Below are 26,778 nucleotides of genomic sequence, written 5' to 3' on the forward strand. Positions count from 1 at the left end.
CATGAAACGCATCGCACCGATCGACATCATCGGCGGCATCATTGTCGTCGCCATCCTCGCCGCCATCCCGGCGGTGACCGGCAGCAATTATCTCACCGGCGTGCTCACGGTCTGCGTGATCTACGGCATCTGGGCATCAAGCTGGGATTTCATGTCCGGGCTCACCGGCCGCGAGAATTTCGGCCACTCGCTGTTCATCGGTGCCGGCGCCTATACAGCCGGCTTCCTGTCGTCGCTATGGGCGGCGAATCCGTGGTACAGCCTGCCGCTCGCGGTGATCGTCGCCGTCGCTTTCGCCGTCCTGGTCGGCTTCCCGACCCTGCGATTGCGCGGGCCCTATTTCGCGCTGGCGATGCTGTCGACCTCGGCGATCCTGCAGCGGCTCTGCCTGATCTTCTGGGAATATACCGGCGGCGAAGAAGGCATCTATGGCCTCGATCCGCTGATGAAATCGCCGCTGTACTACTACTGGTTCGCACTCGGCATTCTTGTCGTCACCGTGATCGTGCTGACATTGCTGGCGCGCTCGCATTGGGGCCTGCTGCTGCGCGCGATCCGCGGTGATGAAGCGACCTGCCAGGCGGCGGGCATCAATGTCACCTTCTACAAGATCGTGTCGCTGATGATCTCCGCCGCCTTCGCCGGCCTCGGCGGCGCCCTTTACGCGCATTACCAGCTACAGGTCTCGCCGCCACTGTTCTCCGTCATCGTCTCCATCACGGTGATCATCATGGTCTATGTGGGCGGCATCGGCTCGATCTATGGCGCCGCCGTCGCCGCGATCCTGCTGACGCTGCTCACCGAGATGCTGCGCGGCTTCGGCGAGTATCGCCTCTGGATCTATACGCTGACCCTGATGCTGATCCTTTTCTTCCTGCCCAATGGTTTGATCGCGCCGCTCTGGCGTCGGATGACGGAGCGCCTGCGATGAGCGACCTCCTCGAAGTCAACGGTGTCACAAAGCGCTTCGGCGGCCTTACCGCCGTGAAGAATGCCAGCTTCACCCTCAAGAAGGGCGACTTCACCGGCATCCTTGGCCCCAATGGCGCCGGCAAAACGACCTTGTTCAACATCCTTACCGGCTTCATGCCGCCGACCTCCGGCACCATCCACTTCAATGGCGAACTGGTGCGTGAATTGGCGCCCTACAAGGTGGTGAATCGCGGCATGGCCCGCACCTTCCAGCTCACCCGGCCGTTCATCGGCATGAACCTGCTGGAAAACGTGCTGGTGGCCTGCATGTCGCCGCGCGCGAAAGAGGACAAGGACAAGGAGGAGCGCGCGCGTCATCTCCTTGCCCAGGTCGGCCTCGGCGGCCGCGACAAGGAGCCGGTGGAGACGCTGCCTTACGGCGACCTCCGTCGTCTCGAGATCGCGCGCGCATTGGCGACACGGCCGGACCTGCTGCTGCTCGACGAACCGTTTGCCGGCCTCGGCAGCAGCGAGATCGAGCAGCTGGCACAACTGATCCGCCGCCTGCATCGCGAGGAGAACCTCACCATTCTGCTGATCGAGCACAAGCTGCGCGAATTCATGGCGCTGGTGTCGCGCGTGATCGCAATGAACTTTGGCGAGATCATCGCCGTCGGACCACCCGAGGAAATCGTGAAGAACGAGAAGGTGATCGAGGCCTATATCGGCAAGACGGAGGACGCCCATGCCTCTGCTTGACGTGAAGGACCTCAAGGTCAGCTATGGCAAGGCCCTGGCGATCGAATCCGTCTCGATCAGGGTCGAGAAAGGCGAATTGATCGGCGTGCTCGGCCCCAATGGCGCCGGCAAGACGACGCTTCTCAAGGCGATCTCGCGCTCCATTCCGGCCCAGGGCACACTGAATTTCAAGGATGCGTCGCTGCATCCCATCGAGCCCTACAATGTCGTCGCCAAGGGTATCTGCCATTGCCCGGAAGGACGAAAGCTGTTCTCCGAACTGTCGGTGCTGAAAAACCTGCAGCTCGGTGCCTATCTGCGCAAGAACAAGTCCGAGATCGACACCGACCTCGAACGTGTCTTCAACCTTTTCCCGGTGTTGCGTGAGCGGCAGTGGCAGCAGTCGAGCACGCTATCCGGCGGTGAGCAGCAGATGGTGGCGATCGGACGCGCGCTGATGGGCCGACCGGAACTGCTCCTGCTCGATGAGCCCTCGGTCGGCATCGCGCCGCGACTGAAAGGGCTGATCTTCGATTCGATCATGCAGATCAGGAAGGACGGGACGGCGATCCTGATCGTCGAGCAGGACGCGACCTCGACCCTGCGGATCGCGGATCGCGTCTATGTGCTGGAGCATGGCCGCACGGTGCGCGAAGGCACGGCGCAGGAGATCGCCAGCGACAAATATATCCAGCAGATCTATCTAGGGGTGTGAGGGTGACCTCTTCCCGCTTGCGGGAAGAGGTCGGAAATTCACTGCTTCCGCTTATACAGATGGAAGCCGCCATAGATGCCCGAGCGATCCTGGGCATGGCCCAGGGCACTGCGCTCCACATCGCGCTGCCAGGTCTGGCGCAACGGCGCGTGGATTTCTTCCTCCAGCGGCGACTCGGCGCCGGCGGTGCGGAAGATGACGCGGATGCCGTCATTGCCGGCACGGTCGATGGCATCCCACAACGCACGGATTTCATCCGGCGCCATCCAGTCCTGTGAGTCCAGCAGCACAACGGCATCGATCGCTCGCGCCGGCAGGCTTTCGATGAAGACGCGCAGATTGGCATGCACCGGCGTGACCAGCGCAGCGCGGCTCGACGTGTCGGCGTAGCGGCTCTCCTGCAGATAGGGCGGCAGGCAGGTATCACCGGGACCGACATAGCTGCGGCTCAGGGCCTGCCAGGCGAAGTAATTATTGGCATTCGGATGCACGTCGATCAGCGCCATCGTGCGCTGGTACAGGACTTCGTTCAGCGGCTGGTCGCCCGCGAGCAGCGTGCGCTGCTGTGGCGGGATGCCGAGACTGAACACCAGCGCCGGCGTCCGCGTCAGCAGCTTGGCGAACCAGGAGTGATACACGCTGTGCAGCTTCTCCAGCGCCTGCTTGCGCTTGGGCGAGCCGGCCTCGCATTTCAGCAGTGCATCGAGATCGACGCCGGCGACCTTCGCAATCATGTGGCCGAAACCGATGAAGCGGCCGAGCGCGCCATGGCGATAGAAGCCATCAGTGAAATAGCTGTAGCGCGGCCGACCGACGCCGAAGAACGTGCGCTCGTCCCAGTAGCCGCGGGCCTCCTCGTCGAGATAGGGACGCAGGCGATCGCGATAGAGCTGGGCATTCGCCTTCGAATTGCCCTCGCCGAAGAAGGTCCAGAAATCCTGATAGCTTGGCAGTGCGCGCAGGCCGGCGAGCTTCAGCTTCAGCAGCGACAAATGGGCTTCATTGAGGTCGACCGCATAGACATGTGCCGGCTTGGCCGCGAGATAGGACAGCGCATTGCAGCCGCCGCTCGAGATGGTGACGATCGACGACCCCGGCTTCAACTGCAGCGCCGCCATGTCGGCTTCCGGATCTTCCCAGATCTGCGTGTAGACGAGCCGACGGAACCAGAAGGCGAAGAGAGAGTCCCACACCGTCGCTTCATCGCTGGAGCGGCTGTTGCGTACGGCGTCGGCGATTAGCTGGGTGTTCATAGCGGTCCTTTTGACGGCCCCAAATCGACAATCTGAAATTTTTATCAACCGCAGACTGCAGTTTTGCGACAGACCTTCTCCGGACCACGCCCCCCGTATGACAAATCCACTGTCACATCGTCGTCGCGTTGGAGTGACAAGGCTGCGATTCAATCCGACATGTGACGAGGTGCATCGTGACGATCGTATCCGAAGCCGAAACCACGCCCGGCACGATTCCTCAGGCGACCTGGCCGAACGACGCCACCCATCGCATGAACCGGATGTATCGCTGGCAGCGCTTCATCTATGACGCCACGCGCCGCTACTACCTGCTGGGCCGCGACCAGCTGATCGTGGACCTCAAGCCCGCAGCGGGTGCGCAGGTGCTGGAGATCGGCTGCGGCACCGGCCGCAATCTGGTGCAGGCGGCACGTCGGTATCCCGACGCACGATTCACCGGCATCGACGTCTCGACGGAAATGCTCACCACGGCATTGGGTTCAATCAAGCGCCATGGCCTCGACAACCGCATCCGCGTCGCCCATGGCGATGCCACCGATTTCGATCCCATCAAGATTTTCGGCGTCGCGCCGGATCACATCGTGATCTCCTATGCGCTCTCGATGATCCCGGACTGGCAGGGCGTGCTCGATGAAGCCGTCACGCGGCTGAAGCCCGACGGCCAGCTGCACATCGTCGATTTCGGTCATCAGGAGCGCCTACCCGCCAGCGCGCGCCGCGTGCTGCAGCGATGGCTGGCGCTGTTCGACGTGACACCGCGCGCCGACCTGCAGGACGCACTGATCACCCTGGCCGAACGCCATCAGGCCCGGCTCGATTTCAAGCGGCCGTTCCGCGGCTACGCGCAGTCGGCCGTGCTGACGCTGAAGCAGTAAATCCTTGCCGCGGCGGATTAGCCGAAGGCGTAATCCGCCGCGGAGCGTCAATGCAAACTCGGCCGGTGGATTACGCTTCGCTAATCCGCCCTGCGAATGCGTGCCTCACGCCAGCTTCTTCTTCGTCACATTCCGGTATGCCTCCACGCCGCCGAACAGTGCGAGCGAGAGCACGAACGGGATCAGGTGATAGAACAGGCGGAACAGCAACAGCACGGCAAGCAATTGCTCGGTGTGCTCGCCGCCGAGGCCGATCAGGATCGTCGCGTCGAACACACCGATGCCTGCCGGCGCGTGGCTGGCGAAGCCAAGCAGCGTCGCAGCGATGAACACCACGATCACCTGTGCAAGGCTGACATCCATCGTCTCCGGAATCAGCACATACATGGACAGGGCTGCGGCGCCGAGATCGACCAGGCCGATGCCGATCTGCAGAAATACATTGCGGCCGCTCGGAACAGGCACCGACCACTGGCCACCGCCGATGGCACGGGTGCCGTTCCACGTCCAGAACACATAGCCGACAATGCCAAGCAGGATCGTGATGGCAATGGCGCGGTTCACCTCGGGCGCCAGCTGGTCGATCTTGCTGATCGCGTCGGGCGCATAGAGAGTGCTGAGCGCCAGCGCGGTGAGATTACCGAGCCAGAATGTCATGCCGGTGAGAAAGCAGATGCGGGCCACACCGCCGGGACCGATGCCGTGGGGTGCATAGATCCGGTAACGCACAGCCGACGAGATCAGCAGCACGGCACCGACACCGTGGGCGATGGGATAGCTGGTGAAATTGGCCAGCGCCGCCACGCGATAAGGCAGGTCTCCCCGCCCGATCACCTTCAGTGCCAGCCAGTCATACAGCGTCAGACTGCCGTAGGAGATGGCGACCAGGGCCAGCGACAGCGCGATGGCCATGGGTTCCACCATGCGCATCGCGACAAGGACCTTGTCGATGTCGACGCCTTTGAGGGCCTTGTTCAACGCCAGGAACGCAATGACGGCAATCGCAAGGCTGACAGCGATGCCGAGAATCCGCAAAGTGAGGCGATGGCGCATCACATCGATGATATTTCGTAACACGGCTGGCACGCGGCTCCGCTTTTCTCTAGATGTGAATGCGACGTGATTCGCGCCCGCAGTAAGCGCGCCTATGTGACACGTCGATATGACAGCCGCGCAAAACAGCGCGAGAGCGTCGCCCGACAAATAAACCGGTGCACTCCAGATTCAGCCGCAAGGTTGTCGCAAGGGATTCATGCGAACGCCCTAAGCGACAAACGCCTATTCATTCACGTGCCCATTACGAAACCAGACATCATGTTGATCGATACCGAATTGCAGCTCAGCGCCAATCAATGGGAGATGCTTCGCGCCCTTCGCCCCGGTGCGCCCGCCAGCCGCCTCAATCGCTACGTGCTCGACCAGCTGGTCGAGCTCGGCCTGGTGACACTGGCCGATGACACGCCGTCCCTGACCGCGACTGGCCGCGCTGTCGTGCTGCGCGGCTGTCCCCGTCTGTGGGATCTGGCGGCCTGAGTCGACATAACCAGACTGGTCAGACTTTATCCGGATGGGATCCGTTGTCGTTCTGTGCGACCGGATCGTCATTGCTGTCAGTCCATGTCGGACTGATGCTCAGAATTGTCATGCCGATCAGGCTGGCTGCCACACTGAAACCGAGGCGCTTGGCCTCGGATCTGGCAGTTGAAAGACGCTGCAGGAGTGCGCGCTTCGCATGGTCTGGCGGTATGGCTGCCATGGCGACGTCCCGTTGGACTGAGATCATCAAGGTAAGTCGCATTCTTCAACCGAGCGATGCGGCATCGGTCATCACCCATTTGGGTGATGTCTCATTTCGCGCAGTTAGATCAGATAGCTTTATCAGCGAGCTTTCTCGTTGAGACATCAAGAAACTTGGCCCCGGGACCTCACCGTTCTCGGGGTTATTTTTCTCTAGGCGGCATTACATCAATGAATGCCGACGCCGACCAGACGATCGATCAGCCCATGATCGCTCTTCAGGGTTTCGGGCGTGCCGTTCCAGCTGGTGCGACCGCGTTCCATCACCATGACGCTATTGGCGAAGTCGAGAGCGCGCTCGATCTGCTGTTCCACCAGAACGATGGTCATCTCGCCGCCGGCAGCAAGCTGCACCAGCATGGCCATCAACTCGTCGCAGATGACGGGGGCGAGACCTTCGAGCGGCTCGTCGAGCAACAGGATCGACGGCTTGCCGAGCAGCGTGCGGGCCATAGACAGCATCTGCTGCTCACCGCCCGAGAGTTGCTTGCCGAAATTGCCGCGCCGCTCGCGCAGGCGCGGGAACATCGCGTAGGCCTCATCCAGCGCCGACAGCGGACGGCCCTTGAGGCCGGCACGCAGGTTCTCCTCCACCGTGAGCGATGCGAAGATGTCACGTGTCTGCGGCACATAGCCGATGCCGAGTTCCGCGCGCGCCGATGTGCGCCGGCCGGCGATGTCGTGCTCGCCAAGCCTGATCTCGCCGCCGTGACGCGTGGTCAGGCCCATCAACGTCGCCAGCAGCGTCGTCTTGCCCATGCCGTTGCGACCAAGCACGGCGAGACGATCCCCCCGATTGATGGTGAAGGAGATATCCTCAATGATCCGCGTCGGCCCGTAGCCGGCGCGCAGATTGCGGATCTCAAGCGCTGTGGCGGGCATCGGCATAGCTCCCGAGATAGGCGCGGCGCACCTCGTGATCGGCGGTGACATCCTGCGGCGATCCCTCAAAGATCAACCGACCGGCAGCAAGCACCAGCACACGCTTGGCAAATTTGAACACCAGATCCATGTCGTGCTCGATCATCAGCACGGCGATATCCGACGGCAGACGATTGATGGCATCGAGGATCTTCGGCGCCTCGTCATGCGGCACGCCGGCGGCGGGTTCGTCGAGCAACAGCACTTTCGGATGCAGCGCAAGGCCGATGGCGAGTTCGATCAGGCGCTGCTGGCCATAAGCAAGCTCGACGACCTTGCGATAGGCGAGACGATCGAGGCCGAGATGGGCAAGGATTTCGCTCCATTCGGCTTTGACGTCCGGCAGTTCCGTGGAACTGGAGAAGAACCGGCGGCTGATGCGCTTGCGCTGCATGATCGCCAGCGCGACATTGTCCGCCACAGTGAGATTGGCGAACAGCCGCGTGGTCTGGAACGTACGCACGAGACCACGGCGGACGCGTTCGGGAATGCTGAGCTGCGTGATGTCGTCGCCGGCCATCAGGAACCGGCCTTCGCTCGGCGCGAGGTCGCCGGTGATCAGGTTCACCAGCGTGGTCTTGCCGGCGCCGTTCGGGCCGATCAAGGCCACGCGATCGCCGGAGGCAAGCTTGAAATTGACGTCGCGGGTGACATGCAGGCCACCGAACGAGCGCGAGACGCCGCGGGCTTCGAGAAGTTCGGTCATGCCGCCTCTCCCTTGCGCCTGGACTTCGCCCAGAGAGACAGCACCGGTTCGATCAAGCCGCGCGGCGCGAACACCACGATGAGGATCAGCAACAGGCCGACCAGCGTCATCCAGTGGAACGGGTTGGCGGCTGCCACGATGTGCTCGAAGATCATGAAGATCACGGTGCCGGCCAGCGCGCCCCACAGATGCCCGGCGCCGCCCAGCACGAGCATAACCAGCACTTCGGCGGAGCGCTCGAAGCTGACGCTGTCGAGGCCGACGACGCCGGTCGAGATCGCCGTCAGCGCGCCGCCGATGCCGGCCACGGCGCCAGCGACGCCATACATCACGACAAGCCGCGGATAGATCGAGACGCCGATCATCTTGGCGCGCAGGTCGTCATCCTTGATGCCTCGGCACATCAGGCCGAATGGCGAACTGACAAAGCGCTTCAGCACGACGAAGGTGATGGCCAGTACGCCGAGCGAGAATAGGAAGGCGGTGCGGCTATACATATCGAAGCCGAACACGCCGAAGACCTTGCCTGGCTCGATCCCGGAGAGGCCATCGCTGCCGCCCGTGAGCCAGGACAGCTTGTTGGCAAGACCGGCAACGAGCTGGCCAACTGCGATCGACAGCACCAGTTGTGGCAAGCCGCGGAAACGCGTGATCAGGGCGCCGGAGATCAGGCCCATCACCGTGCCGGCGAACACCCCCACGGCCAGCAGAGCGACGGGATCGGTGATGCCGCGAATGCAGGCGATGCCGGCTGCATAGGCCCCGACGCCGAACTGCGCGGCATGGCCAAGCGTCGCGACGCCGCAATAGCCGGTGACCAGGTCGAGCGACAGCACCAGGAAGGCAATGCCGATCAGGCGCGTCAGGAAAGCGAGATCATCCGGAAACAGAAAGTAGCCGACGGCACCGAGCGCCAGAATGGCGATCGCGCCGGCCGCTTCCTGCGCGAAGGGGACGTTGCGCTTGTGGGGAACAAGGGTCACTGCAATCTCGCTCATGCGTGCGCCTTGCCGAACAGGCCGTGCGGGAACAGAAACACGATGAAGATCACCGACAGGTAGAAGAAGAAATCGCCGAATTCCGGCGCGAGATATTTTCCGGTCGTATCCGCCAGTCCGAGCAGGAGCGATGCCGACAGCGCGCCGAGGATCGAACCGGCGCCGCCCACGGAGACAACCACGAGAAAGGTCACCATGTAGCGCAGCGCATAATAAGGCTCGATGGGCAGGATCTCCGCGCCGACCACGCCGCCGAAGGCGCCAAGGCCGATAGCCAGGGCAAAGGTCGCGGCATAGATGATCTCGGTGCGGATGCCGAGCGCATCGGCCATGCCGCTGTGATCGACCGAGGCGCGCAGCTTGATGCCGAACTCGGTCTTCTCGATCAGCAGCCACAGCGCCAGCGCCACCACGATGCCGCAGACGATGACGAAGACGCGATGGGTTGGCAGCATGCGGAAGCCGATATCGAGCGGGCCGCTCAAGGTCGCGGGCAACGGGATCGGCTTCAGCGACGGGCCGAAGATGAAATTGACGATGCCGATGATGAAGAACGTGATGCCGATGGTCATCAGCACCTGCATCAGGGGATCAGCCTTGCGATAGATGCGGCGATACAGCAGCAGCTCGAACGGGATCGATGCGACGATCGCACCGACCACCGCCAGCAGGATGGCGACGCTGTAATGCACGCCGAGATCGCGCAGCGCATAGGATGCGAGATAACCGCCGATCATGGCGAAGGCGCCATGGGCGAGATTCACCACGCGCATCAGACCCATCATGATCGACAGGCCGATGGAGATGATGAACAGCACCATGCCATAGGCGACGGCGTCGGTCAGGATGCTGAAAACAGTGCGCATGAGTGATCCTATGCCGAATGCCGGGCCGGGCGCCATTCGCCCTGCTGCGGCATGGCGTCATGGACGACGGAGCCGCGCACCATGGTGAGCAGCACCTGCGTCGATTTCAGCGAAGCGGCATCCGTGGTGAAGGGGTCGCGGTCGAGGACGATCAGGTCGGCGGCCATGCCGGGCATCAGCGTGCCGCGCCACTGCTCCTGCTTCATCGCGATGGCGCCGCCCACCGTGTAGCTGTGAAGCGCCTCGCGCACGCTCACGGCTTCGCCCGGCCCGATCGCCTGGCCGCTGTCCGAGGCGCGGCCGACGGCATCGCCGATGCCATCCCATGGTGACCACGCGCCGGTCGGCGCATCCGAACTGGCAATGTAAGTGACGCCGGCATCGATGACCGATCGGCCGGGATAGCAGCGATCGGCGCGTGAACCGAACGCCCCGGCGATGGAGCGGCGCATGCGGGTGAGAAAGCTGGGCTGGGTGACGACCAATGCGCCCAGTGCCTTCATCCGCGCCAGACCGCCCTCGGGCGGCACAAAATAATGCTCGATGCGATGGCGCATATTTTCACGCGGATGCGCGGCCTGCGCCTTCTCATAGGCTTCGATGATGCAATCCGTTGCTCGGTCGCCGCAGCAATGCACCGCCACCTGCCAGCCGGCGGCCTGTGCCGCGCCGATCACGCGTTGCAACTCGGCCTCGTCACGCATGAAGAAGCCGCGGCTCTCCGTATCTGCATAGTCTTCGCTAACGGCAGCGGTGCGCGCGCCGACGATGCCATCGGCGAAGTATTTCAGGCTGATGGATTGCCAGTCCGCATCCGGCGTCGGCGTCAGGCCGCGCTCGGCTGCCTCGTCGGGATCGAGCTGGTTCATGAAGCCAAGGCGCATCGGTACCGGACCGGTTTTGCGCAGCTCGTTCCAAACAGCGAATTCGTCGTCGAAGCCGACAGTGAAACCAACCGCGGCTTCCACGGCGGCGACGAGGCCCATGCGCGTGCTGTCCACGATGGTCGCGCGCAAGGCGGCGATCAACTCATCGCGATCCATGGCAGGCGCGGCGCGGAAAATCTGCTCGGCCGCGCTCTCCTTGGCGCAGCCATCGAGCGCGCCATCGGCGGCACGACCGAAAGTGCCGCCTTCGGGATCGGCGATGCCGTCGTCGATTCCGAGCAACTTGAGCGCCTTGCTGTTGACGACGGCGACATGGCCGCAGAAACGGCGGATCAGGACGGGATGATCGGGAATGACGGCGTCGATCTCGGCACGCGTCGGCAAGCGAAGTTCGGCGAGGCCGTTTTCGTCTAGGCCGGCACCGAGAACCCACTTGTCGGTCGTGATCTCGCTTGCGCGTCTCGTCAGCAGCGCCAGCACCGCGGCGATCGTCGGTGCATCGCGTGGCGTCACCGGCACCTGCAATCGCGCATGTGCGATGGCGAAGAGATGGATATGCGCGTCGGTCAGGCCAGGGATGACTGTCGTGCCGCCGAGATCGACGGTCTCGTCAGCGGCCGGCGCGGCAGCGGCGGCGCCGGTCCAGATCACCTTGCCATCGCTGACAACAATGCTGTCCGTGGGGGTTTCGTCCCAGGCGGACCGATAGATGCGGCCATTGGTGAGCAGGATGGAAGACACGACGCGGGTCATCTGAGATTCAATGTTGAGAGATTTCGGGGCGCGCGTGGCTCACGCGACATGCGCCCCGAAATAACGAGATCTTACTGCTTGCTGAGCGCCCAGTCGGGCTGATCGGCAAATGTCTGCTCTTCCTTGTTGATCAGCTTGCCGTCCACCTTTGCCACGCTGCGCAGATAGACGTTCTGGCGGATGTGACGGGTAGTCGGATCGATCGACACCGGACCGCGCGGGGAGACCCACTTCATGTCCTTGATCGCATCGACGGCCTTGGCCGGATCGCGCTTTCCGTCGGTGGCCTCGATCATCTTGTAGATCAGGCGCGCACCGTCATAAGCCGCCACCGAGGTCATGGTGACATCATCGACGCTGGCGCCGCCCTTCTTGAGCTGCGCGAGGAACGCGGCGTTTTCCTTGGAGTCGTGCGACACCGCGTAGTGATAGGTGGACAAAATACCGATGCCGGCATCGCCGATATTCGGCAAGTCTGGCTCGGTCACCACGTCGCCGGTGGACATCAGCTTGACGCCGCCCGCCTTCAGGCCGTTGTCGATATAGGCTTTGACAAAGCCCAGCGTCGGCGGGCCCGACGGCAGGAAGGTGAAGATCGTGTCCGCACCGGAGTCCTTGATACGCTGCATGATCGGGCTGAAGTCGGTGGTGGCAAGCGGAATGCGAACCGCCTCGACGACGGCGCCCCCCTCGGCTTCAAACGTCTTCTTGAACGCCGCCTCGGCATCGATGCCCGGACCGTAATCGCTGACCGCGATCGCAACCTTCTTCGCACCATTCTTGAACGCGACCTTCGCCGCCGGCACGGTGTTCTGCCACATGGTGAAGGAAGTGCGGACGATATAGGGGCTCTTCTCGACAATCGCCGAGGTCGCTGCGTTCATCACGATCAGCGGCGTCTTGGATTCCTCGAGCAGCGGCGCGATCGCCATCGCATTCGGCGTGAAATAGACGCCGGCGAGATACTGCACCTTCTCCTTGACCAGCAATTCCTGCGCGAGCGCCTTGGACTTGGCCGGGTTCGGGCTTTCCTCGTCGCGATAGACGAATTCGACGGTGTGGTTACCGACCTTGTTGCCGTGTTCGGCAACCCAGGCGTCGATGCCCATCTTGAAATTCTTGCCGAACAGCGAATACGGCCCCGACATGGTGCCGATGATGCCGACCTTGATGACGTCGGCCGATGCCGTTCCTGTCATCGCGCCGACGATGGCGAGTGCAAGAATCGAATGCTTCATTTTTGTCATTCTGGTTATCCCCCTGTGTGACCGAGACTGTGATGCCGCGGTTTCGTATTCAATAAACGTGCCGATTGTCGCTGCAACGACGGCGGGTGCGCGCCATCGTCGCGGCTCAGAACATTTCAAAGTATTCGCGCTGCTCCCAGTCGGAAACTTCCGCCTGGAAACGATCGATCTCAGCATTCTTGATGTGTGTGTAATAGTCGACCATGGTCGCACCCATCTTCTCGCGGAAGAACGGATCTTCCTTCAGCGCGAAGGTCGCCTCGCGCAGCGATTTTGGCAGAAGATCGGCATTGGTCTCGTAAGGCGTGTCGGCGGATGGACCGGGATCGAGCTTGCGATCGACACCGTCGAGACCCGAGAGGATTTGCGACGACATATAGAGATAGGGATTTGCGGCGGGCTCGCCGACGCGATTCTCGATGCGCGTGGCGGAATCATTGAGTCCGCCCAGCACGCGTAGCATGGCGCCGCGATTGTCGCGGCCCCAGATGGCACGGTCCGGCGCCAGCGAATAGGAGCGATAGCGCTTGTAGCCGTTGATCGTCGGCGTGGTGAACACCGTCGCCGCGCGGGCATGCGCGAGCAATCCTGCGAGGTAGCCCTGCCCGAACGGTGACAGCGGCTGCGTGCCCTCGGTCGGCATGAAAGCATTGGCGCCGTTGGCGCGTGACACAATGGACTGATGCAGATGCCAGCCCGACGACACGACATTTGGGATCTTCGGACGACACATGAAGGTGGCGTGATAGCCGTGGCGATGCGCGATCTGCTTCACGGCTGATCGAAACAGCACCATGCTGTCGGCCGGCGTCAGGCCCACCGTCGGCTGGAAGGTGAATTCGCACTGGCTCGGGCCGTATTCGACTTCCACCGACCGCAACGGCAGATTCAGCGCCAGCACATCGCGCCGGATGATCTCCAGCACCGGCTCCATCTGATCGTAACGCTGTTCGGTAAGATAATTATAGCCATGCGACAGCAGGCTCACTTCAGGCGGATTGCCGGGCTGGCCGGCATCCTCCGGCTTCATATGCTCGTTCTCGACGCGGAAGATATGAAACTCGACTTCGAGGCCGGCGATGAAATCATAGCCGCGGGCTTCGAGATCGCCGAGCACCTTCTTGAAGAGATTGCGCGTCGCGAACGGCACCGGGCGGCCATCAGCGAAATGCACGTCGCACAAAATCCAGCCGGTCTCTGGCGCCCAGGGCAGCACCCGGAACGTCGAGGGATCGGGAATCATCAGGACGTCGGCGGCGCCCTGCATCTCCGGGATGCCGAAACCGCCGCCGGCGGTGAACACCGGAAACACCGTCTTGTGCGACGTGTCCTTGGCGAACATGGTCGTGGTGATGGAGCAGCCGCTTTCGAGGCAGCGCAGCGCCTCGCTCGCGATCAGCGTCTTGCCGCGCAGAATGCCGTGCTGATCGGGAAACGAGAGCCGGATCACTTCCAGCTTCTGTTCCTCGACAATGGCGCGCAGCCGCTTTGCTGCGTCCTTCTGCTCCGCGGACCACAGTCCGTGACGTTCAACGAAACTCAACGCACTCTCCCGCGGGTCGCTTGAAACTTACTCTGCCGCCGGCAGATGGACGACACTCGAGCCCGGCTCGGTCTGGTCGGCCGGCACCGGCGCCATCCATGGCGCGCCGCGGCGGCGGGCGACGTCGACCTCCATCCAGTAGGTCTCCCAGCCCTTGCTCGGCCCGATGCCATCCATCGTACCCGGGCCCTGGATGCTGCGCGCGCTGGCCTCATCGAGGAACAACATCGGCTTCTGGCCGCCGGCGACCTTCTCGATCTCGGCACGAAGCAGCTTGCGATAGGCGATGATCGCCTTGTCGCTCTGACCCAGATGCTCGCGGGTGCGATCCTGGATCGCGCCCATGGACTCCACCGCCCACTGGTCGTGAACATTGATGTCGGCGCCCATGCCCGTATAGGTCTCGTGCTTCTGTTCGTGCGGATCGAAGCCGTAATCGTTGCGCTTGTTCTTGCGCGAGGTGTAGTTCGGCAGCTCATAGAGCTCGAGCCGCTGGTCGGTCATCTTCTTCTTGTCCACCGGCTTGGTGTAGCTGGTGAAGATCGCATACCAGTAGCAATTCTCGTCATCCACCGGCACATGCCACTGGGTGATGGTCATCTCCGCGCTCATGGGAATGACGAAGCCATGCGGAAACAGCTGGTTGGTGACGCGCACATGGGTGCGCTCCTCGTCCAGCTCGCGCAGCGCAATCAGGCGCAGGCCGTATTCGGTGGATTCCACATTGATGATCGGACGATCATATTCACGCAGGATCTTGGTCATCGGCACTTCGGTGCCGGCCGAGGCGCCACGGAACTGCTTGCCATAGGACGCCTTGACGTCCTCGTCCTCGAAGAAGCGATGCAGGAACGAGGCATGGGCGGGATCGATGCCGACCTCCAGCGCCTGCAGCCAGTTGCATTCGAACAGGCCCTTGAAGGCGAAGGTGTATTGCTCAGGCGCTGCAAAGCAGTCGATCTCCGGGAAAGCCGGCGGCTCGCCTTCGCCGAGATAGGTCCAGAGAATGCCGCCCTTCTCCATCACAGGGTAAGCGCGCTGCTTGATGCCCTGGCACAGGCGCGAATTCTTCGGCTCGGCCGGCGTCTCCAGGCACTTGCCTTCGACATCGAACAGCCAGCCATGGAAAGCACAGCGCACACCGCCGCCTTCAAGGCGACCGAAAGCGAGGTCGGCACCGCGATGCGGGCAATCGCGATCGAGCAGGCCGTAGCGGCCCTGTTCGTCGCGGAAAATCACAAAGTCCTCGCCCAGCAGACGCACCGGACGGATCGGGCGCTCGCCTTCGAGCTCGGCGGTGAGCGCGGCGGGCTGCCAATACATACGCATCAATTTGCCCGCGGGCGCCTTGGGCCCGATGCGGGTGATCAGGTCGTTCTGCTCTTGGCTCATCATGGCGTTGGACCTTTCCTCATTTTGCTCGACTTGACCGGAGCGCTTCGATCCCGTGAGCGAAGTCAGCTTTGAACAGCTCTTGTTCGTCTATTGAACTTATGTACGAATTTTATCGTTGGACTAATTCTAAGCAAGCAGAATTTTGCAGCATGAACTGCTGTCTTACTGAGCAACTGCAGCATTTCGCGCCCAAAGCATCGGCTTGCGAGTGGCGAACAGTTGTTCAATATACGGACAAAGATCAGGAGCGGACGATGTCGAAGACTTTGAAATTGCGAGCCGATCGGATCGCGGGAGCGCGGCCATGAGCAACGGGCTCGTCATTGTCGGCGCCTCTTATGCAGGCGTCCAGGCTGGCATCAGCGCCCGCGAAAAAGGCTATCAGGAGCCGATCCGCATTGTCGCGGACGAAATCCACCTGCCCTATCAGCGTCCGCCGCTGTCCAAGGCATTCCTGTCCACCGACTTCGCGCACAACAGTCTTTTCCTGCGCGGCGATGATTACTTCAAGGGCCAGGGCATCGAACTGGTGCTCGGCCATCGCGCCGTCGAACTCGATCGCGCCGCCAGCCGCATCAAACTCGAAGGCGGCGACAGCCTGCCTTTCGATTCCCTGGTCATCGCCACCGGCTCGCGCGCGCGGCGCCTCACCATTCCTGGCGCCGACCGCGATGGCATCGTCTATCTGCGCACCCTCGATGATGCGATGACGCTGAAGCCGCGCCTCGAAGCCGCGAGCGATGTCGTCATCGTCGGCGGCGGCTTCATTGGACTGGAAGTCGCATCCACGGCCGCGAAGACCGGCAAGAAGGTGACACTGATCGAGGCGCAGTCGCGCTTGCTGGAACGGGCGGTGTCGCCACTGATCTCGCAATTCCTGCTCGACATCCATCGCTCGCATGGTGTCGATATCCGCTTCAACGAGTCCGTTGTTGCGATCGAAGGTACCGGCGCCGTGAACGAGGTCATCACCTCAAGCGGCCTGCGCGTGCGCGCCGATCTCATCGTCGCCGGCATCGGCGGCATCGCCAATGACGAGCTGGCCGTGCAGGCCGGCATCACCAGCGCGAATGGCATCGATGTCGACGAGCACGGCCGCACGGATGCACCGAACATCTATGCGGCCGGCGATGTCAGCAATCATCACAACAGCTTTGCGGGCCGCCGCGTGCGCCTTGAAGCCGTGCAGAACGCCACCGATCAGGGCAAGGCCGTAGGTTCGATGATCGCGGGCAAGCCGGAAGCCTATGACGCCGTGCCGCGCTTTTGGTCCGATCAATATGACGCCAAATTGCAGATCGTGGGCCTCTCCGCACCTACTGATGTGGCCGTGGTGCGCGGCGACATGACCGAAGGCAAATTCTCGGTGTTCTACTATCGCGATGGCAAGCTCACGGCCGTGGACAGCATCAACCGGCCCGGCGACCAGATGATCGCGCGCCGCCTGATCACTGCCTCGCTGTCGCCGACGCCGGAACAGGCCGCTGATCTCGTTTTCGATCTGAAGAAATTCGAAGCGGGCAAATAGATCGGGACAGCATGCCGAAACTCAAGCGCCCCGACGACGAGCGCAGCAATACCGATTTCATCGAAAGCCTCGACCGCGGCCTGCGCGTGTTCGAACTGTTCGGTGGGCAGTCGCGTCCGATGACGCTGAGCGATGTGGCCAAGGCGGCGGACCTGCCGCGCGCCACTGCGCGGCGCATCCTGTTTACGCTGGAGCACCGCGGCTATGTGGTCAGCGACGGCAAGCTGTTTGCGCTGACCCCAAAGGTGCTGGCACTGGCCGGCTCCTACATGACATCGAACCAGGTCGTCACCATCCTGCAGCCGGTGCTGGATCAGATCTCCAGCGACGCACAGGAGATCTCGTCCCTCGCCGTGCTGCACGGCCATGACGTGATCTTTGTCGCTCGTGCGAGCCCGGCGCGCGTGTTCTCCGCCGGGATCGATCTCGGCTATCGCCTGCCTGCCTACTGCTCGTCAGTCGGTCGCGCGATGCTCGGCAAATATTCGAATGAGGACCTGACCGAGATTCTCGATACGATGACGCTGACGGCGATGACGCCGTTCACGGTGACCGACAGGGAGTCGCTCAAGGCCGCCATCATTACCGATCGCGAAAAGGGCTATTCGCTGGTGGACCGCGAGGCCGAGCCCGGTTTCCGCTCGATCTCGGTACCCGTGCGGCGCTATGATGATGCCATCGTCGCCGCCATCAATATGGGCGCCCATGTGGACCGTGTCTCGACCGGCGAAATGATCGACCGCTTCCTGCCGCTGCTGCGCGATGCGGCCGCGACGGTGAAGCCGCTGCTGCTCTGATCAACTGGGGAACGTCCATGCCGCATCTCGTCATCGAATATTCCAGCGACGGCCATGGCGGCCTGCTCGACGTCGCCAAGCTGATGGAAGCCGTGCACGACACCGCAGCGGACACCGGCGCGATGAAGGCGGCCGATATCAAGGTCCGCGCGACATCGTTCTCGGATTATCTGGTCGCGCGTGAGAAGGACGGCTTCTGCCATGTCTCGGTCTATCTGCTTGAAGGCCGGACCCACGCGCAGAAGATCATGGTGAGCGAGTCGCTGCGCGAGACACTTGTGGCCATGTTGCCGGAGACCAAGAGCCTCAGCGTCGATATCCGCGACATGGACCCGATCGCCTATCGCAAGCGCCTGCACGACTGAACGGCGTTACGCTGCAAAGCGGCATGAAACGCGCCGCAACGCAACATCGATAGTATCTAGACACGCAACCTCCCATCGTTACGATTTGCTTAAGTGCCGGCCTCCGATGCCGGTGCAAGAACAACGATTGGGAGAGACGATTGACCGTTCAAGGAAAGACCGCGCGCAAGGGCCCGGACGAAGCGACCATCATCGGCTGGAGCCTGTTCGGTTTCGTGCTGGTATCAGCCGTCACGATGATCGGCCTGTATCTCGGATTTCGCCACTGACACGGCGCGCGATCTGATCACGACCTTCAAAAGCCCGCCTGGATCATCCGGCGGGCTTTTTCCTTGCCGCAATCACAGCCCTGAAATTGGCAAGAGGCCGTTCAGCATCAGCCGAACGACCTCTCTATCGGATACCGGCCAGGAAGGCTCCGGTGCCACCGCATGAACCGGAGGCTGGGCCGACGTGGTTAACAGGAGGTTAATGACAGCATCACGAGGATCGATCGGTCCGCATGCCGCCTGAAACGAGCGGTGAATCAGGATCGGTCACCGTCGACCTGGCAACGATAGGAAATTCGTCAATTTAGGGAAGGCTGGGCAGCGCCTGATCGGATCGGCCTCGGGCGTATCCGGAAGTCACGAACTGCATGGGCCGGTTTCCCATCAGATTCGCTAAGTCTTTGAAATCATGGTCGGAGTGGCAGGATTCGAACCTGCGACCCCTGCGTCCCGAACGCAGTGCTCTACCGGGCTGAGCCACACTCCGACAAGAGCCGGCTGTATAGCGACGGGTTTCGCAGTCCGCAAGAACCCCTGTATGAAGCAGACGACATTTTTATTATGAACCCTGCCATGCAAACGGCCCTCACCACCAAAATCATCGATGCCGCCGCTGTCACCGAGGCGGCCGATGCGCTACGCGCGGGCCGTCTGGTGGCGTTTCCCACCGAGACGGTCTACGGGCTCGGCGCCGACGCGGCCAATCCGCGGGCGGTGGCGGGGATTTATGAAGCCAAGGGCCGGCCGAGTTTCAATCCGCTGATCGCCCATGTGGCCAACCTCGGAGCCGCCCGGCGCATCGCCCGTTTCGATTCGCGCGCGCTGGCGCTGGCCGAAGCGTTCTGGCCGGGGCCGCTGACGCTGGTGCTGCCCAAATTGGATAATTGGGCCGACAACTGCCCGGTCTCGGATCTGGCCACCGCCGGCCTCGACACGGTGGCGATCCGGGTGCCGGATCATCCCGTCGCGCATGCGCTGCTGGCGGCCTTCGGCGGCGCCGTGGTGGCACCTTCCGCCAATATCTCCGGCCATGTGTCGCCGACCAACGCCGCCCATGTGAAGGCCGATCTGGATGGCCGCATCGACATGATCGTCGATGGCGGGCCGGTGGAGGTCGGCGTAGAATCGACCATTGTGGGCTGCTTTGAACAACCGATGCTGCTGCGACCGGGCGGGCTGCCCCGCGAAGCGATCGAACAGGTGTTGGGCATGGCACTCGCGCGACCGCCGGAAGAACCGGAAACTGACAATCATCAACCGCTCGCACCGGGCATGCTGGCCTCGCATTATGCGCCGCGCACGCGCGTACGGTTGCTGGCGGAGGATGTAAAGCCCGGCGAAGCGCTGCTCGCATTTGGTCGCGCCGAACTGCCAGGTATCGACAACGCCAAGGTTGTGATGAACCTATCCGAAAGCAGCGATCTCGGGGAAGCCGCCGCCAACCTTTTCGGCTATCTTCGCGCGCTCGATGCGAAAGGTGCGGCCGGGATCGCCGTGATGCCGGTGCCAAGCCACGGCCTCGGTGAAGCGATCAATGACCGACTGCGCCGCGCGGCCGTGTAACCGGACTTAAGACCAAGAAACGCGTCAGGGAATTTCCATGAATTTCGTTCCGCCGAAGCCGGCACCGCTCTCGCCCGACCTCATCGCCCGCTTTGCCGCCATCGTCGGCGACAAGCAGGCGCTCACCGACGCCGCCGACGTGCATTCCTATGTCACCGAAGAGCGCAACCTGTTCTCCGGCACTTCGCCGCTGGTGCTGCGCCCGGGATCGACGGCCGAAGTCGCCGCGATCTGCAAGCTCGCCACCGAGACCCGCACGGCGATCGTGCCCCAGGGCGGCAATACCGGCCTTGTCGGTGGCCAGACGCCCTATGGCGGCGAAGTCGTGCTGTCCATGAAGCGCATGGACAAGATCCGCGACCTCGACACCTCGTCGAACACCATGACGGCCGAAGCCGGCTTGGTGCTGCAGGTCGCCCAGCAGCGTGCGGCCGATGCGGACCGTCTGTTTCCGCTGTCGCTCGGCTCCGAAGGCAGTTGCACGATCGGCGGCAATCTCTCCAGCAATGCCGGCGGCACCACGGCACTCGCCTATGGCGTCGCGCGCGAAATGGCGCTCGGTCTCGAAGTCGTGCTGGCCGATGGCCGTATCCTCAACGGCCTGTCCAAGCTGAAGAAGGACAATACCGGCTACGACCTGCGCAACATCTTCATCGGCGCCGAAGGCACGCTCGGCATCATCACCGCAGCGACGCTCAAGCTGTTTCCGAAGCCCCGCGCCGTGGAGACGGCTTTCGTCGGCCTGAAATCGCCGGCCGATGCGCTCAAGCTGCTCGACATCTCACGCAGTGCTGCCGGCGGCAATCTCACCAGCTTCGAGCTGATCGCTGAAATCGCCGTGGACTTCACGGTTCGTCATGGCATCGGCATCCGTGATCCGCTCACGAGCAAGCATGACTGGTACGTGCTGATGGAGCTGTCTTCCGGCCGTGACGACGCTCGCGCCACGCTGGAATCGATCCTCGAACGTGGTTTCGAAGACGGCATCGTCGATGACGCCGTGATCGCCGAGAACATGAGCCAGCGCCAGGCGTTCTGGAAACTACGCGAGGAAATTTCGCCGGCACAGAAGCCCGAGGGCGGCTCGATCAAGCACGACATCTCAGTGCCCGTCGCCGCCGTGCCGGCCTTTATCGCTGAAGCCAATGCCGCCGTGGCGAAGGTGCTGCCAGATGCGCGGCCTGTGCCGTTTGGCCATCTCGGCGACGGCAACATCCACTACAATGTCAGCCAGCCCGCCGCGACGGTCGGCGACGACGCCGCGAAGCAGGCATTTTTGGCGCGCTGGCACGATATCGCCGATGTCGTGTTTGAAGTCGTGTTGCGCATGGGTGGCTCGATCTCCGCAGAGCATGGCATAGGCCAGCTCAAGGCCGCGGATCTGCCGGGCGTGAAGGATCCCGTCGCCATGGAGCTGATGCGCAGCTTCAAGGCGATGCTGGACCCTCTCAACATCCTGAACCCCGGCAAAGTGCTGCTGCCGGTGCAGCCATGAAGATCAGGCCCATCGTCGATGCTGATGTGCCCGTGGTCATCGATCTCTGGCAGCGCTGCAATCTCGCGCGGCCGTGGAACGACAGCGGCGCCGATATCGCCCTCGCGCGCCGGGATGAGAATTCCGATATCCTGATTGGCCGCGACGGCGAGCGCATCGTCGCCTCGGTGCTGGTCGGCCACGACGGCCATCGCGGCTGGGTCTACTACGTCGCCGTCGATCCCGACCATCAGGGCAAGGACTATGGCCGCGGCATCATGGCTGCTGCCGAAGACTGGCTGCGTGCGCGTGGCATCGAGAAGCTGATGCTGCTGGTGCGCTCGGACAATACGCAGGTGCAGAAATTCTATGAGCGGCTCGATTATGTCGAGCAGGATCGGGTCATCTATGCGAAGTGGCTCGATGGACGGCCGATGACGCCCTAGTCTCAGAACAACGAGCCCTGCCCGCTGTCCTCCGCGGGCGGAGTGAGCTTTCGTTGAACTTTCTTCGCCGGTCGCTCCGTCGCCGCCGACATCTCCTCTTCCGAAATCGGCAGGATCAATTGCGGCTCGTCGATTGCGACGCGCCCGACCACCGGCGAGACCGGATGCCATGCAAAAGCGCCATCTGCAGGCGGCGCCAACAGTTCCATGACGTCTGATGCGCGATCGCTGCTACAATCCAGCCAGTGGCCAAACTGGTCTGCCGAAATGGTCACCGGCACGCGATGATGCAGCACCGACATCCCGGTAGCCGCCTCGGCCGTGATGATGGCAACGCTGTCGATCTCCTCGCCATTTGGCCCCATCCAGGTTTCGGCAAGACCGGCAAAGCCGATCGGGCCGCCGGCGCGTGGATAGATAAAATACGGCTGTTTGCGTCCACTGCTGTTTTGCCATTCGTAATAGCCGTCAGCTGGAATCAGGCAGCGACGGCGCCGAATCGCGTTCTTGAAGGCCGGCTTTTCTTGCACGGTTTCGGCGCGTGCATTAATCAGCAGCGTAAACTTGCGCGGGTCCTTCACCCATGACGGAACGAAGCCCCAGCGCATTAAACGAAAATGACGGGCGCCGTTCTCGACGATCACGACAGGTACAGGCTGGGTCGGCGCGATATTGTAACGTGTCGGGAAATTCGGCTGCTCCACGTAGCCAAATACCTGTCGCATCGCCTCCGGCGTCGATGTAATGACGAACCGCCCACACATTCAGATGATCGAACCCTGAGTCTTCAGGTCGTTTTAACCGGAAACGCCAACAGTGGCGAATATGAGCATAACGGCCCTGCAACCGGCGCAAGACAATCGCCCCGATTGGGACAGCGCGAGCACGGGTCTCCCGGCATCGGCGGAGGTGCTGGCTGCCGCCAATATCAATCCGCGCACTGGCCTCGCCACCGACTATCTGAATCACTTCAACGAAGCGATCATGCTGCTCGAGCTGATCCCGGACATGCCGGACTGCTACGAGCTGTTTCTGGAATGGCAGCCGCTCAGCTATGCCGAGCACTTCATCAAGTCGAATTTCAAGGGCCGCGACCTTGCCATCGCCGCCTATGAGGCCGCGCCGTTCGCTGTGCGGACCGAGTTCGATGCAATGATCAGCAAGATGACGCAAATTCTCACCACGGTGGGCGACGCCATGCGCACCGTGCAACAGGACGCCACCCGTGCCACGCTGGCCGAGCAGGCGGCCGGCTGGGTCAAGCCGATGATCGGCACCACCGGCGGCATCATCAACGGCCGCGACGATCAGTCCGACGTTGACACCATCATGGCACAGTAAGGCCCGTTCGTGTCCCAGCCCACGCATCCGCAGCTCGCCACCAGTGCCGCGATTTTTCGCGACGGCAAGGTCCTTCTGGTCCGCCGCGCCCGTTCCCCCGCCGAGGGATTCTATTCGCTGCCCGGCGGCCGCGTCGAATTCGGCGAGTCCCTCGCCGAGGCGCTCGCCCGCGAGGTGATGGAAGAAACGAGCCTCGTGATCGACCTCGTCGGCCTGTCCGGCTTCCGCGAGGTGCTGCCGAAGGACGGTGTGGGCGGACACTATCTCATCATGTCCTTCGCCGCCCGCTGGGTGGAAGGTGAGCCCGAACTGAATGACGAACTGGACGATTTCGCGTGGGTCGATCCTGCCGATATCGGCCAGTACAAGACCACCGATGGTCTGGCGGCGATTCTGGCCATGGCGCAGGATCTGGCCGGGGGCTGAGAGCCTTGCCACCCTCGCCGCTCCGCCTTGCTTCGGCCGTGTCCAGCAGGCATATCAGCCGGGTTCCCGGACCAATCATGCGCAAGCCCATCCTCACCCTCCTGATCATCGCTGCCCTTGGCTCCCCGCCCGCGCTTGCGCAGGACGGCGCCGCGCCATTCGATGGCGAGTTGCAGCGCATGTCGGAAATCCTCGGCGCCCTGCACTATCTGCGCGGCATTTGCGGCAATAACGAAGGCAACAAGTGGCGCAGCGAGATGCAGGCGCTGGTGGATGCCGAAACGCCATCCGGTGAACGCCGCGGCCGCATGATCGCAGCCTTCAATCGCGGCTATAACGGCTTCCAGCAGACCTATCGCACCTGTACGCCCGCGGCGAACACGGCAATCCGCCGCCATGTCGAGGAAGGCGCGCGGATCTCGCGCGATCTCACCGCGAGGTATGCGAACTGATGCGCAACATCGACACCATCTTCTTCGATCTCGACGGCACGCTGACCGATCCCAAGATCGGCATCACCGGCTCCATCCAGTATGCGCTGGCAAAGCTCGGCATTCCCGTGCCGACGCAGGACGAACTGACCTGGTGCATCGGCCCGCCGCTGCGCGCCAGCTTCGTGGCACTGCTGGGCGGTGAGCAAGATGCCGATCGCGGCGTGGAGCTCTATCGCGAGCGCTTCGGCACCATCGGCTTGTTCGAGAACACGCTGTATGACGGCATCGTCCCGGTGCTGGCGGCACTGCATGGCTCCGGGCGCAAGCTCTATGTCGCCACCAGCAAGCCGCATGTATTTGCGGATCGCATCATCGATCACTTCGAGCTGCGCAAGTATTTTGCGCGCGTGTTCGGCTCGGAGCTGGATGGTACCCGTGTCGATAAAAGCGACCTGCTGCGCTATGCGCTGGATCAGACCGAGACCTATCCAGCCCGCGCCATCATGATTGGCGATCGCAAGCATGATGTCATTGGCGCCGCGAATAACGGGATGTCGGCGATTGGTGTTGAGTATGGCTATGGTGGTCGGACGGAGCTCATCGAGGCTGGCGCAAAGCATCTGGTAACCTCGCCGGCCGAGATCACCGCGCTGATTGATTGATCCAATCAAACTTACTCATACGACCTGCCGTCCTTATGCACAAAGCGGCCGTCGGCATTTGAGCTCATCAAATCGATATCAGAACATGTGGTGAGGTCATCGGGATTGCGCGATCCCATTTCCAGATAGAATGCGACGGACGCAGATCGATTGATCATGTGATGCCCGTTTCCGGTTCCTTTCGGAAAGGCCGCGCAATCGCCCCTGCGCAACACCGTCTCGCCGCCATCCTCGATCAGCGTCAACTCACCTTCGACGATGTAGACAAACTCATCTTCATGACTGTGCCAGTGACGCTGGCTGGACCAGCCGCCCGGCGGCAATGTCATCAGATTAATGCCGAAGTCCCGGAGCCCACCAGCGTCGCCAAGACGGCGGCGCATCCGGGCAGCGCAAGGTGCATCGAATGGCGCCGGATAGCCCGAGCCGGACCGGACAGGCACGGTTTCGATGTGCACTTTCGGCATATATGCGTCCTTCGCAGCTAGTGCTTCCCGGCCCCCATGTAGCCAAACAAGAATCCCGCCACCTTGCGCTTCTGGATTTCCTCGCTGCCTTCGGTGATCCGATAGCGGCGGTGGTGGCGATAGATGTGCTCGAACGGCTTGTGACGCGAATAACCCATGCCGCCATGCACCTGCATGGCGCGATCGGCGGACTCGCAGCACAGCCGGTTGGCCCAGTAGTTACACATGGACACCTTGTCCGACAGCGTGTGTTCCACCTGCGCCTGGGTGAGCTGGTCCATCTCCCATGCCGTCTTGCGGATCAGGAGGCGCAGCATCTCGGCCTGCGTCGCCAATTCGACCAGCGGAAACTGGATGCCCTGATTGCGCGCCAGCTCTTCGCCAAAGGGCTTTCGCTCGCGCGCATATTTCACGCTCTCATTGATGCAATAGACCGCAGCACCGAGCGAGCTGGCCGCCTGGCGGATCCGGTTCTCATGCACGAAGCACTGCGCGAGTGAGAGACCGCGGCCGATCTCGCCGAACAGCGCATCTTCCGGCACAAACACGTCGGTGAACGACACGCGCGGATGATCCGTCGGCATGTTGAAGGTCCACATGTACTCCTCGACCTTCACGCCCGGCGTTTTCGCCGGCACCAGGAAGCAGGTGATGCCGCGCGCATCGCCATCCTTGCCAGAGGTGCGCGCGAACACCGAGCAATGGGTCGCCACATGCATGCCCGTGGTCCACATCTTCTCGCCATTGATGAGCCAGCCCTTGACGCCATCGCGGGTCGTCTCGACCGCGGTCGTCTCCATATGCGTTGCATCGGAGCCGTGCTCGGGTTCGGTGAGGCCGAAAGTGATGCGATATTTTCCCGTGATCGAGCCTTCGATCATTTCCTTCTGATCGTCGCGACCGTAGCGATCGAGCATGGTGACGATCGGCAGATTGCCGACGATGGAGTGCTCGTTCTGCAGATCGTTATGCAGACCAAGTCCCTTTGCGGCAAAATGCTCGCGGATGACGGCCATCCAGAGATTGCTGCCATCCTTGCCGCCATAGCGCTTCGGGATCGCGAAGCGGAGATGACCGGCTGCATCGGCGCGGTTCTTCGTTTCGCGCAGCAGCTTTTCCCATTCATGGCGCGGCAGGCCGCCATTTTCGAAATCGGTGCGCGCCCATTCGCGGCGGTGATCGAAGAAGCGGATATTGTCGTCCTGCTCTTCGAGCGGCTTGATCTCACGGAGAATGAAGGCGTCGAGCTCGGCGAGATAGGCGACCAGATCGGCCGGCAAGGAGAAATCCACGGCGCTGCTCCCGATGTTGTGTGCGTGCTTTGTTGCTCTTGTTAATCGGGCGATTAAGATGGCATCGTGTAGCCAAGTCAAGCGCAGCCATTCCGCGCTTCGAAA

The 26,778-nt window shown here is 62.3% G+C and carries 30 protein-coding genes and 1 tRNA gene; 16 read left to right on the forward strand and 15 right to left on the reverse strand.

Annotated elements, in window-relative coordinates; genetic code table 11:
- Position 1: 1 nt before the first annotated feature.
- From ACIQ17_RS02730 to ACIQ17_RS02740, 3 genes are read left to right on the forward strand one after another with little or no spacing between them, the layout of a single operon-like run.
- Positions 2-931 carry a branched-chain amino acid ABC transporter permease gene (locus tag ACIQ17_RS02730; RefSeq protein ID WP_398465123.1) on the forward strand — a complete coding sequence of 310 codons (930 nt, stop codon included), beginning with the start codon at positions 2-4 and terminating at the stop codon, positions 929-931.
- Positions 928-1,671 carry an ABC transporter ATP-binding protein gene (locus tag ACIQ17_RS02735; protein ID WP_398465125.1) on the forward strand — a complete coding sequence of 248 codons (744 nt, stop codon included), beginning with the start codon at positions 928-930 and terminating at the stop codon, positions 1,669-1,671. The genes ACIQ17_RS02730 and ACIQ17_RS02735 overlap by 4 nt, the downstream gene beginning before the upstream one ends.
- The gene (locus tag ACIQ17_RS02740) at positions 1,658-2,365 is read left to right on the forward strand and encodes an ABC transporter ATP-binding protein (protein WP_398465127.1); all 708 of its coding nucleotides are present in this window, start codon (positions 1,658-1,660) and stop codon (positions 2,363-2,365) included. The genes ACIQ17_RS02735 and ACIQ17_RS02740 overlap by 14 nt, the downstream gene beginning before the upstream one ends.
- A gap of 38 nt (positions 2,366-2,403) precedes the next feature.
- Here ACIQ17_RS02740 and ACIQ17_RS02745 read toward each other — a convergent pair whose 3' ends face one another.
- On the reverse strand, positions 2,404-3,618 hold the full coding sequence (locus tag ACIQ17_RS02745; RefSeq protein WP_398465129.1) for a DUF3419 family protein: 1,215 nt from the start codon (positions 3,616-3,618) through the stop codon (positions 2,404-2,406).
- Positions 3,619-3,872: 254 nt separating this feature from the next.
- Between ACIQ17_RS02745 and ACIQ17_RS02750 the strand changes: the two genes are divergently transcribed.
- Positions 3,873-4,496, forward strand: a complete 624-nt coding sequence (locus ACIQ17_RS02750) for a class I SAM-dependent methyltransferase (RefSeq protein ID WP_398465203.1) — start codon at positions 3,873-3,875, stop codon at positions 4,494-4,496.
- Positions 4,497-4,601: 105 nt separating this feature from the next.
- Here the strand turns inward: ACIQ17_RS02750 and ACIQ17_RS02755 are convergent, their stop codons facing one another.
- A complete protein-coding gene (locus ACIQ17_RS02755) occupies positions 4,602-5,573 on the reverse strand; it encodes a UPF0104 family protein (RefSeq protein ID WP_398465131.1) in 972 nt (323 codons plus the stop codon).
- Positions 5,574-5,810: 237 nt separating this feature from the next.
- On the opposite strand from ACIQ17_RS02755, the gene ACIQ17_RS02760 reads away from it, so the two are divergent.
- Complete coding sequence (locus ACIQ17_RS02760) at positions 5,811-6,029, forward strand: hypothetical protein (protein ID WP_398465133.1); 219 nt, start codon at positions 5,811-5,813, stop codon at positions 6,027-6,029.
- 19 nt (positions 6,030-6,048) lie between these two features.
- Here ACIQ17_RS02760 and ACIQ17_RS02765 read toward each other — a convergent pair whose 3' ends face one another.
- From ACIQ17_RS02765 to ACIQ17_RS02805, 9 genes are all read right to left on the reverse strand, one after another.
- Positions 6,049-6,252 carry a hypothetical protein gene (locus tag ACIQ17_RS02765; protein WP_398465135.1) on the reverse strand — a complete coding sequence of 68 codons (204 nt, stop codon included), beginning with the start codon at positions 6,250-6,252 and terminating at the stop codon, positions 6,049-6,051.
- Positions 6,253-6,461: 209 nt separating this feature from the next.
- The gene (locus ACIQ17_RS02770) at positions 6,462-7,175 is read right to left on the reverse strand and encodes an ABC transporter ATP-binding protein (RefSeq protein ID WP_398465137.1); all 714 of its coding nucleotides are present in this window, start codon (positions 7,173-7,175) and stop codon (positions 6,462-6,464) included.
- Positions 7,156-7,920 carry an ABC transporter ATP-binding protein gene (locus ACIQ17_RS02775; RefSeq protein ID WP_398465139.1) on the reverse strand — a complete coding sequence of 255 codons (765 nt, stop codon included), beginning with the start codon at positions 7,918-7,920 and terminating at the stop codon, positions 7,156-7,158. Before ACIQ17_RS02775 ends, ACIQ17_RS02770 begins: the two co-directional genes overlap by 20 nt.
- Positions 7,917-8,918, reverse strand: coding sequence for a branched-chain amino acid ABC transporter permease (locus ACIQ17_RS02780; RefSeq protein ID WP_398465142.1), 1,002 nt, complete (start codon positions 8,916-8,918; stop codon positions 7,917-7,919). The genes ACIQ17_RS02775 and ACIQ17_RS02780 overlap by 4 nt, the downstream gene beginning before the upstream one ends.
- Positions 8,915-9,784, reverse strand: coding sequence for a branched-chain amino acid ABC transporter permease (locus ACIQ17_RS02785; protein WP_398465144.1), 870 nt, complete (start codon positions 9,782-9,784; stop codon positions 8,915-8,917). The genes ACIQ17_RS02780 and ACIQ17_RS02785 overlap by 4 nt, the downstream gene beginning before the upstream one ends.
- A gap of 8 nt (positions 9,785-9,792) precedes the next feature.
- Positions 9,793-11,424 carry an amidohydrolase gene (locus tag ACIQ17_RS02790; protein ID WP_398465146.1) on the reverse strand — a complete coding sequence of 544 codons (1,632 nt, stop codon included), beginning with the start codon at positions 11,422-11,424 and terminating at the stop codon, positions 9,793-9,795.
- A 71-nt stretch (positions 11,425-11,495) separates the two neighbouring features.
- Positions 11,496-12,662 carry an ABC transporter substrate-binding protein gene (locus tag ACIQ17_RS02795; RefSeq protein WP_398465205.1) on the reverse strand — a complete coding sequence of 389 codons (1,167 nt, stop codon included), beginning with the start codon at positions 12,660-12,662 and terminating at the stop codon, positions 11,496-11,498.
- Positions 12,663-12,777: 115 nt separating this feature from the next.
- The gene (locus ACIQ17_RS02800) at positions 12,778-14,214 is read right to left on the reverse strand and encodes a glutamine synthetase family protein (RefSeq protein WP_398465148.1); all 1,437 of its coding nucleotides are present in this window, start codon (positions 14,212-14,214) and stop codon (positions 12,778-12,780) included.
- A 27-nt stretch (positions 14,215-14,241) separates the two neighbouring features.
- Complete coding sequence (locus ACIQ17_RS02805; protein ID WP_398465150.1) at positions 14,242-15,609, reverse strand: Rieske 2Fe-2S domain-containing protein; 1,368 nt, start codon at positions 15,607-15,609, stop codon at positions 14,242-14,244.
- 304 nt (positions 15,610-15,913) lie between these two features.
- Between ACIQ17_RS02805 and ACIQ17_RS02810 the strand changes: the two genes are divergently transcribed.
- The 4 genes from ACIQ17_RS02810 to ACIQ17_RS02825 all read left to right on the forward strand — a co-directional run bounded on the left by ACIQ17_RS02810 (position 15,914) and on the right by ACIQ17_RS02825 (position 18,568).
- A complete protein-coding gene (locus ACIQ17_RS02810) occupies positions 15,914-17,137 on the forward strand; it encodes an NAD(P)/FAD-dependent oxidoreductase (protein ID WP_398465152.1) in 1,224 nt (407 codons plus the stop codon).
- 11 nt (positions 17,138-17,148) lie between these two features.
- The gene (locus tag ACIQ17_RS02815) at positions 17,149-17,934 is read left to right on the forward strand and encodes an IclR family transcriptional regulator C-terminal domain-containing protein (RefSeq protein ID WP_398465154.1); all 786 of its coding nucleotides are present in this window, start codon (positions 17,149-17,151) and stop codon (positions 17,932-17,934) included.
- Positions 17,935-17,951: 17 nt separating this feature from the next.
- Positions 17,952-18,299, forward strand: coding sequence for a 5-carboxymethyl-2-hydroxymuconate Delta-isomerase (locus ACIQ17_RS02820; protein WP_398465156.1), 348 nt, complete (start codon positions 17,952-17,954; stop codon positions 18,297-18,299).
- A gap of 140 nt (positions 18,300-18,439) precedes the next feature.
- On the forward strand, positions 18,440-18,568 hold the full coding sequence (locus ACIQ17_RS02825) for a hypothetical protein (RefSeq protein ID WP_398465158.1): 129 nt from the start codon (positions 18,440-18,442) through the stop codon (positions 18,566-18,568).
- 410 nt (positions 18,569-18,978) lie between these two features.
- Here ACIQ17_RS02825 and ACIQ17_RS02830 read toward each other — a convergent pair.
- Positions 18,979-19,055 (reverse strand) — tRNA-Pro (locus tag ACIQ17_RS02830).
- Between ACIQ17_RS02830 and ACIQ17_RS02835 the strand changes: the two genes are divergently transcribed.
- The 3 genes from ACIQ17_RS02835 to ACIQ17_RS02845 are packed head-to-tail and all read left to right on the forward strand — an operon-like array spanning position 19,028 to position 22,051.
- Positions 19,028-20,131 (forward strand): L-threonylcarbamoyladenylate synthase, encoded by a 1,104-nt coding sequence (locus tag ACIQ17_RS02835; protein ID WP_398465160.1) that lies wholly within the window; start codon positions 19,028-19,030, stop codon positions 20,129-20,131. The two genes, ACIQ17_RS02830 and ACIQ17_RS02835, sit on opposite strands and share 28 nt — an antisense overlap.
- Positions 20,132-20,168: 37 nt before the next feature.
- The gene (locus ACIQ17_RS02840; RefSeq protein ID WP_398465162.1) at positions 20,169-21,626 is read left to right on the forward strand and encodes an FAD-binding oxidoreductase; all 1,458 of its coding nucleotides are present in this window, start codon (positions 20,169-20,171) and stop codon (positions 21,624-21,626) included.
- The gene (locus tag ACIQ17_RS02845; protein WP_398465164.1) at positions 21,623-22,051 is read left to right on the forward strand and encodes a GNAT family acetyltransferase; all 429 of its coding nucleotides are present in this window, start codon (positions 21,623-21,625) and stop codon (positions 22,049-22,051) included. The genes ACIQ17_RS02840 and ACIQ17_RS02845 overlap by 4 nt, the downstream gene beginning before the upstream one ends.
- A 2-nt stretch (positions 22,052-22,053) precedes the next feature.
- Here ACIQ17_RS02845 and ACIQ17_RS02850 read toward each other — a convergent pair whose 3' ends face one another.
- Entirely contained in the window at positions 22,054-22,815 is a 762-nt protein-coding gene (locus tag ACIQ17_RS02850; protein ID WP_398465167.1) for an SOS response-associated peptidase, read from the reverse strand.
- 61 nt (positions 22,816-22,876) lie between these two features.
- On the opposite strand from ACIQ17_RS02850, the gene ACIQ17_RS02855 reads away from it, so the two are divergent.
- The 4 genes from ACIQ17_RS02855 to ACIQ17_RS02870 all read left to right on the forward strand — a co-directional run bounded on the left by ACIQ17_RS02855 (position 22,877) and on the right by ACIQ17_RS02870 (position 24,914).
- On the forward strand, positions 22,877-23,392 hold the full coding sequence (locus ACIQ17_RS02855) for a hypothetical protein (protein WP_398465169.1): 516 nt from the start codon (positions 22,877-22,879) through the stop codon (positions 23,390-23,392).
- A 9-nt stretch (positions 23,393-23,401) separates the two neighbouring features.
- The gene (locus tag ACIQ17_RS02860; RefSeq protein WP_398465171.1) at positions 23,402-23,818 is read left to right on the forward strand and encodes an NUDIX hydrolase; all 417 of its coding nucleotides are present in this window, start codon (positions 23,402-23,404) and stop codon (positions 23,816-23,818) included.
- Between the two features lie 77 nt (positions 23,819-23,895).
- Positions 23,896-24,270 carry a TIGR02301 family protein gene (locus ACIQ17_RS02865; protein WP_398465173.1) on the forward strand — a complete coding sequence of 125 codons (375 nt, stop codon included), beginning with the start codon at positions 23,896-23,898 and terminating at the stop codon, positions 24,268-24,270.
- Positions 24,271-24,278: 8 nt separating this feature from the next.
- Positions 24,279-24,914, forward strand: a complete 636-nt coding sequence (locus ACIQ17_RS02870; RefSeq protein ID WP_398465207.1) for an HAD family hydrolase — start codon at positions 24,279-24,281, stop codon at positions 24,912-24,914.
- A gap of 11 nt (positions 24,915-24,925) precedes the next feature.
- On the opposite strand, the gene ACIQ17_RS02875 is transcribed toward ACIQ17_RS02870, so the two are convergent.
- Entirely contained in the window at positions 24,926-25,381 is a 456-nt protein-coding gene (locus ACIQ17_RS02875) for a cupin domain-containing protein (RefSeq protein WP_398465175.1), read from the reverse strand.
- A gap of 17 nt (positions 25,382-25,398) precedes the next feature.
- Complete coding sequence (locus ACIQ17_RS02880) at positions 25,399-26,673, reverse strand: acyl-CoA dehydrogenase family protein (RefSeq protein ID WP_398465177.1); 1,275 nt, start codon at positions 26,671-26,673, stop codon at positions 25,399-25,401.
- Positions 26,674-26,778 lie beyond the last annotated feature (105 nt).

Source organism: Tardiphaga sp. (assembly GCF_044340795.1).
Lineage (GTDB): Bacteria > Pseudomonadota > Alphaproteobacteria > Rhizobiales > Xanthobacteraceae > Tardiphaga.

Bases quoted from the DNA above. Each gene is read 5' to 3' on its own strand.
- ACIQ17_RS02730 (WP_398465123.1), top strand. From the start codon at position 2: ATGAAACGCATCGCACCGATCGACATCATCGGCGGCATCATTGTCGTC.
- ACIQ17_RS02735 (WP_398465125.1), top strand. From the start codon at position 928: ATGAGCGACCTCCTCGAAGTCAACGGTGTCACAAAGCGCTTCGGCGGC.
- ACIQ17_RS02740 (WP_398465127.1), top strand. From the start codon at position 1,658: ATGCCTCTGCTTGACGTGAAGGACCTCAAGGTCAGCTATGGCAAGGCC.
- ACIQ17_RS02745 (WP_398465129.1), bottom strand. From the start codon at position 3,618: ATGAACACCCAGCTAATCGCCGACGCCGTACGCAACAGCCGCTCCAGC.
- ACIQ17_RS02750 (WP_398465203.1), top strand. From the start codon at position 3,873: ATGAACCGGATGTATCGCTGGCAGCGCTTCATCTATGACGCCACGCGC.
- ACIQ17_RS02760 (WP_398465133.1), top strand. From the start codon at position 5,811: ATGTTGATCGATACCGAATTGCAGCTCAGCGCCAATCAATGGGAGATG.
- ACIQ17_RS02765 (WP_398465135.1), bottom strand. From the start codon at position 6,252: ATGGCAGCCATACCGCCAGACCATGCGAAGCGCGCACTCCTGCAGCGT.
- ACIQ17_RS02770 (WP_398465137.1), bottom strand. From the start codon at position 7,175: ATGCCCGCCACAGCGCTTGAGATCCGCAATCTGCGCGCCGGCTACGGG.
- ACIQ17_RS02775 (WP_398465139.1), bottom strand. From the start codon at position 7,920: ATGACCGAACTTCTCGAAGCCCGCGGCGTCTCGCGCTCGTTCGGTGGC.
- ACIQ17_RS02780 (WP_398465142.1), bottom strand. From the start codon at position 8,918: ATGAGCGAGATTGCAGTGACCCTTGTTCCCCACAAGCGCAACGTCCCC.
- ACIQ17_RS02785 (WP_398465144.1), bottom strand. From the start codon at position 9,784: ATGCGCACTGTTTTCAGCATCCTGACCGACGCCGTCGCCTATGGCATG.
- ACIQ17_RS02790 (WP_398465146.1), bottom strand. From the start codon at position 11,424: ATGACCCGCGTCGTGTCTTCCATCCTGCTCACCAATGGCCGCATCTAT.
- ACIQ17_RS02795 (WP_398465205.1), bottom strand. From the start codon at position 12,662: ATGAAGCATTCGATTCTTGCACTCGCCATCGTCGGCGCGATGACAGGA.
- ACIQ17_RS02805 (WP_398465150.1), bottom strand. From the start codon at position 15,609: ATGATGAGCCAAGAGCAGAACGACCTGATCACCCGCATCGGGCCCAAG.
- ACIQ17_RS02810 (WP_398465152.1), top strand. From the start codon at position 15,914: ATGAGCAACGGGCTCGTCATTGTCGGCGCCTCTTATGCAGGCGTCCAG.
- ACIQ17_RS02815 (WP_398465154.1), top strand. From the start codon at position 17,149: ATGCCGAAACTCAAGCGCCCCGACGACGAGCGCAGCAATACCGATTTC.
- ACIQ17_RS02820 (WP_398465156.1), top strand. From the start codon at position 17,952: ATGCCGCATCTCGTCATCGAATATTCCAGCGACGGCCATGGCGGCCTG.
- ACIQ17_RS02840 (WP_398465162.1), top strand. From the start codon at position 20,169: ATGAATTTCGTTCCGCCGAAGCCGGCACCGCTCTCGCCCGACCTCATC.
- ACIQ17_RS02845 (WP_398465164.1), top strand. From the start codon at position 21,623: ATGAAGATCAGGCCCATCGTCGATGCTGATGTGCCCGTGGTCATCGAT.
- ACIQ17_RS02850 (WP_398465167.1), bottom strand. From the start codon at position 22,815: ATGTGTGGGCGGTTCGTCATTACATCGACGCCGGAGGCGATGCGACAG.
- ACIQ17_RS02855 (WP_398465169.1), top strand. From the start codon at position 22,877: ATGAGCATAACGGCCCTGCAACCGGCGCAAGACAATCGCCCCGATTGG.
- ACIQ17_RS02865 (WP_398465173.1), top strand. From the start codon at position 23,896: ATGCGCAAGCCCATCCTCACCCTCCTGATCATCGCTGCCCTTGGCTCC.
- ACIQ17_RS02875 (WP_398465175.1), bottom strand. From the start codon at position 25,381: ATGCCGAAAGTGCACATCGAAACCGTGCCTGTCCGGTCCGGCTCGGGC.